This is a genomic window from Paenibacillus sp. FSL W8-0439 (assembly GCF_038008995.1).
Lineage (GTDB): Bacteria > Bacillota > Bacilli > Paenibacillales > Paenibacillaceae > Paenibacillus > Paenibacillus polymyxa.
Genome location: NZ_JBBPAK010000001.1, coordinates 1173292 through 1187296, shown reverse-complemented (window position 1 = coordinate 1187296; position 14005 = coordinate 1173292). Strand labels below are relative to the sequence as shown.

Here is a 14005-nt window from a genome sequence, read left to right as displayed (position 1 = left end):
TCATTAATAGTACAGTTAGAACAGTTTGTCAATCTTTTCTTTGGACATTTCTTACAAAAAATAGCCGCGATGCAGAATGCATCACGGCTATTTCTTTTTAGCCTTCCTTTGAATCATAAGGCTGATCACGGCTTATATTCGCAAGTGTGTGCCCTTCCGGCAGTTTTAGATCCAGTTGGAACCGGAATGTTGCTCCTCTGGCCTCGTCACTATCTACACCAATGGAACCCCCCATTAGCTTGACCAGGTTTTTGCAGATGGACAAGCCAAGACCTGTCCCTCCATATTTCCGGTTCAGTGCCGGATGAAGCTGGGAAAAAGGCTGAAACAACAAATGCTGACGGTCTGCCGGGATGCCGATTCCAGTATCCGTTACACTAAACTCAATCAGGCATTTCTTTTTACGGCGGCTGTAAGCCTTTCTCTCCACAAAAATATTTACACGCCCTCGCTCCGTAAATTTGATCGCATTGCTCACCAAGTTCACCAATATCTGTCGGATACGCACATGATCACCGACTAGCATCCCTGGCATTTCCTGATCTATATGCCATTCTAGCTGGATGCCTTTTTCCATAGCCTGCGTCATAAATAGGTCCGCTACACTGCCAACCACATCCTCCAGCACAAAAGACTCATGCAGCAACGACATTTTGCCAGCTTCGATTTTGCTCAAATCCAGTATCTCATTCAATATCTGCATCAAAGCGTTGCTACTGCTGGTAATAATATCGATATAGCTACGCTGCTCCTCATCTAATTCCGTGTCTGCCAGTAATCCTGCCATGCCTATAATGCCGTTCATCGGTGTACGAAGCTCATGACTCATCACAGAAAGGAATTCTGACTTGGCTCGATCGGCGCGTTCGGCAGACTCCTTGGCCCGAATAATCTCCTTTTCATTCGTCCTGTCTACAAATACCATCACCGCTCCTTTTCGTTCGCCGTTATCCATCAAAGGGCTGATTCGATAGGAGGCCAGAAAACTGGACCCGTCTTTTTTCCAAAATACAGCTTCCTCTGCCTGATAAGAAGCGCCGCTGCGAATCGCTTGGAGAATAGAAGCCTGCTCGTCCGGAAAATGGCTGCCTATTTCGTCAGCATGGCGAATGACGTCTATACATGAACCGTTCAGCGGGTTGGCTGATCCTATGCCGAACATCTCAACAGCTGCCGGGTTCATAAAGCGGACATGTCCTTCGGTATTCAAACCCACAATTCCTTCGGATACTGCATTCAAAATCAGCGAATGCTCGTTACTGAGCTTTTCAATCTGAGCAATATAGTTTTTAAGAGGGGTAACATTCTCTATAATCCCGTAACAGCCTACAATTTCTTCTTGTACGAAAATCGGGATATTCGTCATCTTGATGAATAGACGCTCCCCCTCCTTATGTATGAATTCCGATTCATAGGTTTGTGTCTCCCCCTGTTTGGCCATTTCGATATGTCGTTTGATTTTGTCCTGTTCCTCAGAGGAAGCCATGACAAGTATTTCAGCTCCAAGCAGCTCATCCCTCGTATAACCCGTAAGCTTCTCCAAACTCGGATTCACGCTCAAAATATGACCTTCCATATTCATGGCGCATATCCCGAGTGGATTATGCTGAAATAGTGACTTATAACGGTTTTCACTTTCACGAAGACGCTGCTCGATTTCCCGGTGCTCTGTAACATCCTGTATCATCCCGACTACTTGAACAGGCTTGCCTGCATGCTCGTCCATCTCAGCTTCCCAGATCGAGCGCAGTACCTTCTGTTCCCCATTGGGCAATACAATCCGGTAAAAGGTTTCTTCGTGAATTCCCTTTAAGATCACGTTGTTGATAATTTGCTTCATCCGTTCAGTATCTTCGGGATGAACTGCCTTCATGAAAGCGTCAATACTTGTTTCAACCGGCTTGACACGATAGCCAAATATGCTGCGAAATTCCTTGGAAAAATGCATAACATTGTTGACCAGATCCCAGTCCCATGAGCCGAACATCGCCAACTGTTGAGCTTTTGCCAGGTTCTCCTCGCTCTTCTGGCGCTCTGTGATATTTCGTCCGATGGATAGAACTCGCTTGATCTTGCCCTGTTCATCCCGAATAATACGGTACGATACTTCCAGCCACAAATAATGCCCGTCCTTATGACGTACACGCCGCTTCATGATGCCTGTTTCCTTGAACATTCCATGTACACGCATGTAATCGGCATCTTCGATATGGTAAAATTGAAGCCGTTTTTTGCCGAGCATTTCCTGCTTCGTATAGCCAAGGAGTTTTTCCACCGAAGGAGAAATATATTGAAGTATGCCGTCTGCCGTGCTGTAAGAGATGACATCCGGCGTATTTTCGGTAATCAACATGTACAAATCCTCATTGTCCGAAAGCACCTGCTCCATGTCCTTTTTCTCCGTGACATCCATTGCATACGCAATCAAATAAGATTGTTCGGTAGCCTCATCATCAAATATGGTTAATTCCAGCGATAGCCAGACAGTTGTTCCCCGTTTATGCTTTAAACGCAGCTCTGTCTTGTAGACTTGATCCGTAGCCTTTAGCCAACCTGCATAGGCCTCCCTCAGCCCTTGCTGATCCTGAGCCTCATTATACAAGAGATGGTAATATCGGATATCCAGTAATTCCTCCTGCTCATATCCGACCATTTTGCAAAAGGCGGGATTGACATAAAGACACTTCCCCTCCTTCGACAAAATCACGATTCCTGTCGGGGCATGATTATACATATGTTCCAGCAAAGGCAGTCGTTGAGCAGCAGAAAACAAATGAATCTCCTCCTCTATATGAAAGACATTAAAACATGTATGCACAAAAGATTGCCGATGCAGGTTCATCGGCAATCTCTAGATTATTTTTTTATACCACCCGGCTAAGAAAATGACGCAAAAATCGCTCAGCAGTGAGTTGCGATTGCCTTCTCTACCGAGATGTTGCCAAAAGTGGTTGTTGACCCCCACAGTAGATTAGTATTCTTTCTTCATTATACACAATTTGAATGCTTATTCCCTTGGTCATCGAATTCTTTATTTGAAGACGTTAAAAAAGGCTACAGCAGTTGTGCCGCAGCCCTTTTTCAACAATTATCAGTTATTCAAGTGTATATATTCACCTATTCCTAAGGCTCGATTCCCCATACCAGCTTATCGTTGTGGAACAATGTTACTTTGTTCCATTCAGCATAAGAGGTTTTGGTTGGATCGAAGGAGTAGTCATTGGATTCGTTCAGATTAGACCAGTCGCTATTGTTCATGCGGATCTGAATATCACCTGTTTGCGCCCCAGCAGCAAGCGTGCCGGCAGCAGCACTGAATCCAATTTCAATATAGTTGTCTTTAATGGTACGCAGCACGTTATCATTACCTACTTGCGCCCAGTCTACCGCAGATTGCAGCTCTTGGCTGTCATCTTTCGTGAAGTAATAGCGGATTTTAAGCTCGCTCAACTTCACTGGTGTTGTCCCTTTATTTTTGAGGTTAAAGAAAGGCTTGGCAGCGTTATTCGCTGGATCCGTGTCCCCAGCACGATACATTACAACCAGATCACCTGTTGGATCTGTAGGATTCGTTGGATCTGTCGGTGTACCTTTTGGCTCAGCGCTTACCGTTGCGGAATCCTTACTTGTTCCTTTCGCATTCGTAGCACTTACAACATAGAAGTAAGTTGTTCCGTTCGTCAGTCCCTTATCCGTGTACTCTCTTTCCGTTACAAGAGGCGCAACGGTTGTAAAAGGACCTGCTTCACTAGTCGCGCGTTTTACCGTGTAACTCTCGGCACCAGTAGACGCATTCCAAGTCAGCGTTACTTGAGCATTGCCCACAACAGCCTTTAAGCCTGACGGTACTGCTGGAGCAGTAGGCGCTGGGTCTACACCACCAGTGGAAGGCACGATTGCAGGGTACGCATTTTGTACCAGCATTACAAACTGATCATGGAACCATGCTCCTGAAATAGGTGCATTCGGCAAAGCATCTGTTAATGTGCCATCCTTGGTTGTATAGGTAGGATCACACATACGGTCAAAGCCTTTACCCTCATCGTTCGGGATGAGTGAGCTGGAACCATCGGAATCCCCTGGAGGTTTCGCCCAGACATAGGCATCGATATGACCAGCTGGAGCCGTTTGTGGCGGCGTTCCCATACCTGCTCCGCTGTTATTACACCAGTTACCACGGTGTGAGCGTTTGTCTACACGACCGGAGTTTACATAGGAGTTAATATCATTGCCGACTGCGGAAGTCGGACGGTTAGGTCCTCCCCATCCATTACGGCCTGTATCAATTAACATACCGAGTGAGCTTGGCCAGCCTGCGCTGACAAAATCTCTATGCAAGGACTCTGCAAAATCCGATTCATCGAAATTAGGATTCCATTCGTAGTACTTGGACGATTTGATCGGCTGTCCACCGATATTCAGATTTGGATCAGGCAAATTAGGTTCTGTCAGCGGTGAAGTATTGGCTGTATTCGTGATAAAACCATCTACACTGGACAGACCTTTGCTTGTGTCTTTGAAAATAGTTGTAAACAGGGATACCGTTGCTGAACGGTTGTTATCCCAGCCTAACCAACCAGAGTGACCGATATCTACGTATTTGTACACGTTAGGAATCTCGTTCAGCTTATTCATTGTGTATTTAACACCAGCTTCGTAAATCCCTGTGGACTTGGCTTGCGCACATTTCGGATCATCCAGATTGGTTACCAGATTTGGCAAGCTATCCGGTTCAATGATCGCAACGATACGAATATCCTTATATTTAGGATTTGCAAAAATAGAAGCTATTTTGTCAATATAATCCTTTTTATAAGTTTCCAGACCTGCCTGGGTCAGCGGCAATTCACCATTGGAAGCCAAGGCATGACAATCCCGTCCGGGCAGATCATACACAATGAACTCCGCCGTAATCGGTGTGTTGCCTTTCTTTTGCGCCAATACTTGGTCCAAATGTGCCTCCAAGCCAAGCTTGCCTCCACCGCCGTTAATAGCGGCGATACGATCAAGCCAAACGGCTGTCGGGAATGTTTTGACCGTTTGCATTTTTGCCTTCAGATTCGCATCCGTAACCTTGGCAATCGATGTGTCGACACTAGCTGCATAATCAGGGCTAACGTATTTTGTCGCCCCTTGGTAAGGATTATCGACATGGGATTCTGCATGTATTTTATCCGTAAATCCTGCACCTGGTAGAAAGCTGCTTGCGACGAGTGATAGCGCAAAAGCATACTTCATTCCTTTACGAAGCACTTGCTTTGTTTTCAATTGCTTCACCTATCTTTCCGTAGATTTTGTTGAATCTTCCTATGTCGGCACCTGATTGTTATATGATTAAATGTGTGTTACGCCTACTCTCTCCCTAGAAAAAGTAGCGTTCATAGTTGCGAAAGGTAAGCGCTTTCTTTTTGTTCATGCGCTCACATTTTTCCCCTTTTTGTCACCTCCTATGTTAGATTATAGTGAGCTGGAAATCTGCTGTAAATTGAATAAATTAAGGACTACAATTATTAATTCGGCATATGAATTGCCACACCGACGGTTCGGCATGGTCTCTCTTTTTTTGAGATTGGTTCTATCATTTGTTGAACTTCCCTGCTATGACAAGCCCTCAGGAGATTCAGAGTCGACAGTAAAAGTGTGGATTCATAAAAAACAAGACTGTATTCTTTAATTTCCGTCAGCCCAAATCGACAAGGATAAACTTTAGGCTGCTATCTACGCCAATCGTTAACCTATCGACAGCAAAAAAAGGATGTTTCAGGCCTACGACCATGAAAACACCCTTTTATTGTTGTTCAATCCCCCTCTGCTCATTAGCAGGTCCATGGAATGAGCGTTACTGCAATTGTACCAAATAGTTGTTACGCATTGCTGTTCTGTACTTTTTCGCGATCCTTGCCTTTGTCAGATTGTCCTGCGTTTTTATTGGCAGCATCCCGATCCAGCTGCATTTCTTCAACTGTCTTCACCTTAAGCCGTGCTGCTCCCTCATAAGATTGGGTTGGAATCAGATCGCCTGCAGCCAAACGTTGGCGAGCTTCGGCAATCGCTGCCCCGTATTGCGGCAACCATGCTTCCTGTGCCACTAGCATCTCATCGACCATCTGCCAAATTTCTTTCGGGTTACACACCGCGCCCACTAACGGGTCCATCATAAACGCTTGGCGCAGCAGCTTATCGTCTCCATGTACAGCCGCTTCAACAGCCAAACGCTGAACGGAAATACTAACATTGCACACGGCAGCAGGACCCAGCGGCAGTTCTCCAACTTGCGGCATAGAAATACCGTTCCGATCCACATATCCAGGAGCTTCAATAATCGCATCGTCCGGCAAGTTGGAAATTACACCGTTATTCACGACATTAAAGTGCCCCCGGTACACACGCCCGGTTTCCAGGCTTTCAATAATGTATGAGCCGTGCTCTTCACCTCGATGCTCTGCCTTGTACTCCAGTGGATCTTCCTTCATCCAGTTAGGGAAATCTGTTTCAAACCAGTTACGTCCTTCCGTACATACACGCAAATAGCCGCCTGTTTCTCCGTTGATCCAGTTGCCCAGATCAATCCAGTCCAGAATTTCATTCGGACGCTTCCGATACCAAGGCACATATTCACTGAGATGACCATTCGACTCTGTGCTGTAATAGCCAAAACGACGAAGCATATCGATGCGTACCTTTTCGGTGCGGCTAAATTCAGGATGTTGTTCAAAAGCCTCCAGCAGTCCGGCTGTCAGATCCTTACCCTTATGCGAGGCCTGAATGTACCATGTTTGGTGATTGATTCCGGCGCATACAATGTCCACATCCTGCTTCTCCAGACCGTACGCCTCGGCAATTTGGTGATGCCCATTCTGGACGCCGTGACATAGACCAACCGTACGCACGCCACCGTACTTGTTGCAGGCCCAGGTCATCATCGCCATTGGGTTCGAGTAGTTCAACAGCAGCACATCCGGTGCACTTAGCTCACGGATATCTTTGCAAATCTCCAGCATTTCAGCGATACCACGCTGGCCATACATGATGCCTCCTGCACATAATGTATCGCCCACGCATTGATCCACACCGTATTTTAGCGGAATATCCACATCGGTCGCAAAGGCTTCCAGACCGCCGACACGGATTGTACAAATGACGTATTTGGCATCCTTTAGAGCTACCTTTCGATCCGTAGAGGACTGTATTTGTATGGACAACCCATTCTCACGAATATCCCTCTGACACAGTTCAGTAACCATATCCAGATTGTGCTGACTGATGTCCGTAAAAGCCACTTCAATATCGTTAAACTCCGGTACTGATAACAGATCTCGCAAAATTCCACGGGTAAAACCGATGCTTCCTGCTCCAATAAAAGCTACTTTAAATGACACGGCATTCAACCTCCGGTAATTAGAATTGTAATATACCGTCATTGTAGCAATATGCCTGTAGAAAGAGTTATCAAAATCATGACCAGATTCAAACTTAGGTGTCAAAAATCCTAACTTTCGCATCAACAGATGCTACTTGCCGTTGACGAAGCTGCGTGTGCTTCTCTTGTTTACTGTATAATGAGTTGTGTCTCTAAATATTCCCAAAGGAGCAAGACATGTCAAACCGTAAATGGACATTTATCCTTATTCCCGTCTTCCTGCTATTTGCCTGGCTGTTGTTTCAGTTCACTCTGTCTTCTCTTCAAATTCACCAATTTGCAGAACAATTGAAGACGGTTTCACCAAACGACGGGGGTTCCGATACAAAAGTGGTATTGATATCACAAGAGCTGGACAATTATTATTGGCGGTCCATTGAACAAGGAGCTCGAAAGGAAGCGGAGCAGTACGGTATGAGGCTCGATTATATCGGACCGGACCGCATTAATCCGTCCGAGCAGATCAAACTGCTGGATAAAGCGATCGCCGCCAAGGCAGATGCGATTCTGGTTCAAGGGATAAATGATCCAGAGTATCGACGATTAATCAACAAGGCTGCCGCACTTGGCATACCTGTCATCACGATCGATACGGATGAGCCGGACTCCCGAAGGCTGGCTTACGTCGGAACGGATAACGAAGGAGCAGGAAAACAGATGGGCATGCTGTTGGCGAAGGCCTCTGGGGAGCATGGCGATATTGGAGTTATGATCAGCAGCGAGCGCGTCGAGAATCAGCGGCTCAGACTTGCGGGATTTCGTTCTGTGATCAGCCGCTATCCCAAGCTCCGCATTGTGGAGATTCGCTCCTCCAACATTTCACGGCTTCAGGCAGCCCAGCAAGCTCAGAACATGCTCACCCATTATCCGCAGATTCACTACATGGTCGGATTCAGTGCGCTGGACGGCCTTGGCATTCTGGAAGCCTCGGAGCGGCGCGGCGTGCGGAATTTGCAGATTTTCGCTTTTGACGATATGGCCGAGACGTTGAAAGCTATCAAACATCGCAAAATCGAGCTCACCCTTGTTCAACAGCCAATGGAAATGGGGGCTAAGGCTATAAAATTGCTGAATGATTATCTAAAGGGACATGATCCCCAGGAATTAACATACACCAGGGTATATGAAGTGCATGCGGACACTCCTGACAACATGTCTGGAGATGACAGACGATGACGATCAGAACGAAGTTGCTTCTGTTCATCCCTCTTCTAGTTGTGTTCGCCAATATCATCGCTTACTTTGTATTCCAAAGCGGGAAGGTCGTCCAACAGAGCTACGATGAAATGCTTGGCCGCATTCTTCTCATCGAACAAACCTCCGAATCGGCGGAGAGTAACTTAAATCTCCTCTACACCTATCTGCTCAATCCAAGAGACGAGACGGGTGTGCAGGGCCCGACGGAATACCAATTGAAACAGCTGAAATGCAGAATCCAGGAAGTCTCTGACTCGACCGATCCTTCTTTTGCCGAGGAGGACTACATGAATCTGTTAGCCACCTTTCTTGAACAGAAGCAAGCTGCAGTTCTGGATGCAAAGGCACAAGATCCTCAATCGGCTTTTGAGCATTACATTGAAGCGGAGAAAACCGTCGGCTATATTCATGAGGAGGGCCAGCGACTGATCGATGCTGAACTGGCTTATTACCAGCCGCTCATCGAGAACATTCGGAACAAGAATGAGCAAATGAACGGATTGGGAGTGGCGTTGTTCGGCATGAACGCGCTGATGGGGGTTTTGCTTGCCATCTGGGTCTCGCGCAGCATTACGGGCCCTGTCGGCAGACTGGTCGGACTGGCGAAGCGAATCGCCACAGGTGATCTGAATATCGAGCCCCAACCGCGGCGAGATGACGAGCTAGGCGTATTGGCAGACGCCATTTTGCAAATGTCCGCTGATTTGAGCATCCTTATCGAAAAGGATAAACAGAGTCTGGAAATGCGGCGGCTTGTGAAAGAGCTAGAGCTTTTGGCTCTGCAAAATCAAATTAACCCGCACTTTTTGTTCAATACCTTAAATGTGCTCTCCAAACTGGCGATCCTGGAAGGGGCGGAGAAGACCAGCGACCTGATCGTTTCGCTGTCCAATCTACTACGGTACAGTCTGCAAAAGCTGGACAAACCTGTAACGCTCCAGGAAGAACTAGACCATATAAGCGAATACGTAACCATCCAGCAGGCGCGTTTCCGGGACAGAATTCGCTTTGATCTTCACTTTGACGCTTCCGTACTTCAGCAGCAAATTCCGGCCTTGACGATTCAGCCATTTATTGAAAACGCCTTTCTTCATGGTGTAGCTGATATGGAAAACGGAGCCATTATCACATTGACGCTGTCGAGAGCGGGCGAGGATGTGCAAATTAAAATTTCAGACAACGGAAAGGGTATGACGGAGGAAACCCGACTGTCCGTGCTCCGTCTAGAAGGTGGAGCTGAAAGCAGCAGTTCAACAGGACTTGGAATGCAAAACGTGTTTAGGCGGCTGCAATTGTTCTACGAAAAGGAAGGAATGGTTGAAATCCGAAGCCATATCGGATTAGGTACTACCATAACAATACGAATTCCAGTCAAGAAGGAGAGTGAGCAGACGAATGTATCGGTTGTTGATCGCGGATGACGAAGCTTTGGAGAGGGAAGGACTGGAATTGATAGTGGAACGGGCAATGCCGGGGGTATTTCGGTTTATTCATGCCGACAACGGCCGCATGGCGATCGAATATGCGGAAGAGAACCGGCCTCATATTGCCATTCTGGATATTAATATGCCCGGAATTGACGGGCTTGGGGCGCTTCGTGAATTAAAGGAGCGTCTTCCTGATACCCGTTTCGTGCTCGTCACCGCCTATGATTATTTTGCTTATGCACGTGAGGCGCTCTCTTTGGGCGTAAAAGAATACATTCTGAAGCCAGCGAAGCGAGAACTCATCATCAGTACACTGAAACGACTGATTGAAGAAATTGAATGCGAGAAGCGAGCACGCACGGAAGAATTGGAGCTTAGGCACAAAATCTCACAGCTGATGCCGCTCGCAGAAAATGAGCTGGCTTTAATGCTTATGGTCGACCAGACGGTGGATTCGAGCGCTTCTCAACTGTCGGAATGGCTGGACTTTCCTCTTGATCAGGGAAGCGCCATCATTGCTGCCTTTGAAGGATATGCAGACGAGCAGGACAAAAAGAAAATTTACGATCATTTCCGAAGCTATGTAAAAACACATGGCCCCAATTCCATTGTGAGCTCCCTGATCGACCATCATGTGGCCACTTTTTTACAAAAGCCGCCTGCCACCAGCGAAAACGACTGGCAACAGCGGATTAAGCATCTTGTTCAACAGCTCTCCGAGCTGGCCCAGCAGCAATTTGGCATAAAGACAGCTATTGGAATCGGCTCGCTTCATAGCGGCGAGGAAGGACTTCGCAAGTCCTATTTCGAAGCCGTTTTTGCCTCCACCCTACGCAAGCGCGATGGAGGTTACTGCCACTTTGATGAACTGAAGTCGTCAGAGGCTGGAAACGCCTCTGTGCTTGCCGTCAAAGAGGAGAATGGAATGCTTCAGCAGACGTACGTCATGTCAGCATTACAACGGATACGCGAACAGCGGGAGGTTCAAACACTGACTATGCTGGGCAGAGCAAAGATGTATATCGAGGAACGGTTCAACGATGACCTTTCACTGGAAGAAGTGGCTGATTTCGTCCACTTGAATCCTCACTACTTCAGTAAAATTTTCAAACAGGAATATGGAGAAACGTTCATCGACTTCGTAACCAGGTTAAGGATTGATAAAGCTATTGCTTTAATTAAGGAGGGCAACCTTGCCCTGAAGGAAATCAGCTTTGAAGTGGGTTATAAGGACCCAAACTATTTTAGCCGTGTCTTTAAGAAGATAACGGGCGTTCCTCCCACGGAGTTCAAAGGTCAAAAATCGTAGAGCTTCGTCCATGCCGACCATCGGCATGGATTTTTTTAAGCTCGAATGACAAGGTAATGCTAGATTTAGCCCCTCCGTCTCCAATTCGGGAAGCGAAGCCAAAATCGTGCGTGAAAAGGTCCGTTTATTGAAGACGATCACCAGCCTTTCTTTTATAAGCGCATGTTATACTTCTCCTCGAAGAACGGAATGAGGTTCTAGGAATCTGGAGGGGAGATGATCATATGGGAGTAATCATCCATAATGAAAGCGCTCAACAGAAAGCGCTTCAATCAGAAAAACCCAATATGCTTTTTGTGACGTTGGTATCCATCGTAGCTGCGCTTGGAGGCATACTGTTCGGTTTTGATATCGCGGTAGTTTCGGGAGCAGTTGAATTCCTACAGCAGCGTTTTTCGCTGAGCGAATTTCAGGTCGGTTGGGCGGTGTCGAGTCTGATTGTAGGGAGCATCACGGGTGCGGCTCTCTCCGGCTACATGAGTGAAAGGATCGGCAGAAAAAAGGTATTGCTGGCCGCCGGATTTTTATTTGTCATCGGCTCGATCTGCTCTGCAATTCAAGATACGTTCACCGGGTATGTTATCTTTCGTATGATCGGCGGCGTCGGCATAGGAATCACTTCCACTATTTGTCCGGTGTATAACGCGGAGATCGCTCCCGCCAAATACCGTGGCCGTTTGGTTGCTTTAAATCAGCTGGCGATCGTAACGGGTATTTTCCTTGTTTATTTTCAGAATTCGTGGATCGTCAGCCTGGGGGATGAAGCCTGGGGTGTCTCAACAGCCTGGCGCTGGATGTTCGGAGTAGGAGCTGTTCCGGGACTGATCTTTATGCTCCTGATGCTCTTCATACCCGAAAGCCCGAGATGGCTTATCAAAAAGAATCGGCCTTATGAAGCGCTGCCAATTCTGCTGAAAATTCACGGTGAAGAAGCCGCTAAACAGGAAGTACTTGATATCAAGGAATCGTTCAAAAATGAGAATGACTCATTGAGACAATTGTTCGCTCCCGGTATTCGGGTCGCTCTCTTTATCGGTATCATGCTCGCCATTATGCAGCATATTACCGGCATCAATGCCATTTTGTATTATGCACCGGTCATCTTTAAAGGAATGGGGCTCGGTACGGACGCTTCTTTGACCCAGACCATCTGGATCGGGTTGATCAATGTGTTGTTTACCATCGTATCCGTATGGCTGATCGACAAAGCGGGACGAAAAGTTCTACTAATGATCGGTACCTCGCTGATGACCCTCTGCTTGATCATTATTGGAGCCGCATTCAAAATGGGTCTAACCACTGGACCGCTCGTGCTCATCATGATATTGATCTACGTGGCCTCCTACGCTATATCACTTGGGCCAATCGTATGGGTCATGATCTCGGAGATCTTTCCGAACCGTATTCGCGGCAAAGCTGTCGCCATTGCTTCGATGGCATTATGGGCCGGCGATTATCTGGTCTCCCAGGCATTCCCCCCTCTGCTGAGTTCAGCTGGTCCGTCCAATACCTTCTGGATATTCGGAGCCATCTCGCTGTTCGTCGTAGTCTTTATATGGCGTAAAGTTCCCGAAACCAAGGGGAGATCACTTGAACAGATGGAAAATATGTGGCTCGAAAAATGATCCAAACTTTAGCTCTCAAGAAGCCTGATACGTTTTATAATGCTTGAAATCACACGACCTCTGAATTCATACCGACCTAAATCGGTAATGGTTCAGAGGTTTTTTTTTAGCTTCCACCCTCCTCCGCATAATTCCTCACATCACGCTCGACGGCGGTGCGGTATTCAACAGGAGTTTTGCCTGTGTGCTTTTTAAACAACATGTGGAAATACTGTCTGCTGGCGACGCCAACATAATCGGCAATTTCCTGAATGGGAATGTCCGTTTGCTGAAGCAGCATACAGGCCTTGTCCATTCGCAGCATCGTTAAATACGCGGTAAGCGTTAGCCCCGTATGTTTTTTGAAAATTCGATGCAAATACCCTGGGTGCAGATTGACGGCTGCGGCCATGTCCTTGACTGCAATATCCCGGTCATAGTTCAGATGGAGAAATTCAATGCATCGCTTGACGTACATATCCGTTTGCTGCGTATTGCTGCGCTCTGCCTCTTCCCGTAGACGTGCAATTCGTACAAGCAATTGCATAAAAAGCATTTCTGCCATGGCACCCGGCTGTTCTTTACGTTGATCCAGCTCCAGCACGAGACTTTTGAGCGCATAATATACCTCTTCCGGGTCTGATAGCACCAAATACGGGAATGGTCGCGACATAAAGGCCGTGACCTCCTGCTCCTCCGCTGCTATTTGTTGGATAGATGGTCCTACCCTCACCCCTTCCTTAAAACCAAACTCTACATTCAGCATCCGGCACGGTTGTTCTCCTTCCACCACCAACCGATGTGGGACGCCTGCATCCAGCATAATAAACTCGCCTTTGCGCAGCGTAATGCTTTCTTCCGTATTCTTTCCGGTTTGTACATCTATCCTGCACAAGCCAGAAATCATATACATAATTTCAGTGGAATGATGATCGTGGTAAGACATCGTATAGTCACGCCATTGCTTGTAATAGTAAGCAAAAAAACGGGGAATATAATCCCCGTCCCGCAGTCCTGGCTCAAACAGACTTCCGTTCATCCCCGCACC

Annotated in this window: 8 protein-coding genes; 4 read left to right on the top strand and 4 right to left on the bottom strand. The window is 47.0% G+C overall.

Annotated features, from left to right (window positions below):
* Positions 1–97: 97 nt before the first annotated feature.
* The 3 genes from MKX36_RS05105 to MKX36_RS05095 all read right to left on the bottom strand — a co-directional run bounded on the left by MKX36_RS05105 (position 98) and on the right by MKX36_RS05095 (position 7379).
* The gene (locus MKX36_RS05105) at positions 98–2773 is read right to left on the bottom strand and encodes a PAS domain S-box protein (RefSeq protein ID WP_340864336.1); all 2676 of its coding nucleotides are present in this window, start codon (positions 2771–2773) and stop codon (positions 98–100) included.
* Positions 2774–3123: 350 nt separating this feature from the next.
* Positions 3124–5277 (bottom strand): glycoside hydrolase family 6 protein, encoded by a 2154-nt coding sequence (locus tag MKX36_RS05100; RefSeq protein ID WP_340864335.1) that lies wholly within the window; start codon positions 5275–5277, stop codon positions 3124–3126.
* A 587-nt stretch (positions 5278–5864) separates the two neighbouring features.
* Positions 5865–7379, bottom strand: a complete 1515-nt coding sequence (locus MKX36_RS05095) for an alpha-glucosidase/alpha-galactosidase (protein WP_113050942.1) — start codon at positions 7377–7379, stop codon at positions 5865–5867.
* A 218-nt stretch (positions 7380–7597) separates the two neighbouring features.
* On the opposite strand from MKX36_RS05095, the gene MKX36_RS05090 reads away from it, so the two are divergent.
* From MKX36_RS05090 to MKX36_RS05075, 4 genes are all read left to right on the top strand, one after another.
* On the top strand, positions 7598–8596 hold the full coding sequence (locus MKX36_RS05090) for a substrate-binding domain-containing protein (RefSeq protein WP_019686311.1): 999 nt from the start codon (positions 7598–7600) through the stop codon (positions 8594–8596).
* A complete protein-coding gene (locus MKX36_RS05085) occupies positions 8593–10038 on the top strand; it encodes a sensor histidine kinase (RefSeq protein ID WP_340864334.1) in 1446 nt (481 codons plus the stop codon). The genes MKX36_RS05090 and MKX36_RS05085 overlap by 4 nt, the downstream gene beginning before the upstream one ends.
* A complete protein-coding gene (locus tag MKX36_RS05080; RefSeq protein WP_340864333.1) occupies positions 10013–11353 on the top strand; it encodes a response regulator in 1341 nt (446 codons plus the stop codon). Before MKX36_RS05085 ends, MKX36_RS05080 begins: the two co-directional genes overlap by 26 nt.
* Before the next feature lie 224 nt (positions 11354–11577).
* Complete coding sequence (locus MKX36_RS05075; protein WP_340864332.1) at positions 11578–12978, top strand: sugar porter family MFS transporter; 1401 nt, start codon at positions 11578–11580, stop codon at positions 12976–12978.
* 106 nt (positions 12979–13084) lie between these two features.
* Here MKX36_RS05075 and MKX36_RS05070 read toward each other — a convergent pair whose 3' ends face one another.
* On the bottom strand, positions 13085–13996 hold the full coding sequence (locus MKX36_RS05070; protein WP_016821404.1) for an AraC family transcriptional regulator: 912 nt from the start codon (positions 13994–13996) through the stop codon (positions 13085–13087).
* Between the last annotated feature and the right edge of the window lie 9 nt (positions 13997–14005).

What these genes read in the sequence shown, in the direction of transcription:
- MKX36_RS05075 (WP_340864332.1), top strand. Translation starts at nt 11,578, where the DNA reads ATGGGAGTAATCATCCATAATGAAAGCGCTCAACAGAAAGCGCTTCAA.
- MKX36_RS05090 (WP_019686311.1), top strand. Translation starts at nt 7,598, where the DNA reads ATGTCAAACCGTAAATGGACATTTATCCTTATTCCCGTCTTCCTGCTA.
- MKX36_RS05085 (WP_340864334.1), top strand. Translation starts at nt 8,593, where the DNA reads ATGACGATCAGAACGAAGTTGCTTCTGTTCATCCCTCTTCTAGTTGTG.
- MKX36_RS05070 (WP_016821404.1), bottom strand. Translation starts at nt 13,996, where the DNA reads ATGAACGGAAGTCTGTTTGAGCCAGGACTGCGGGACGGGGATTATATT.
- MKX36_RS05080 (WP_340864333.1), top strand. Translation starts at nt 10,013, where the DNA reads ATGTATCGGTTGTTGATCGCGGATGACGAAGCTTTGGAGAGGGAAGGA.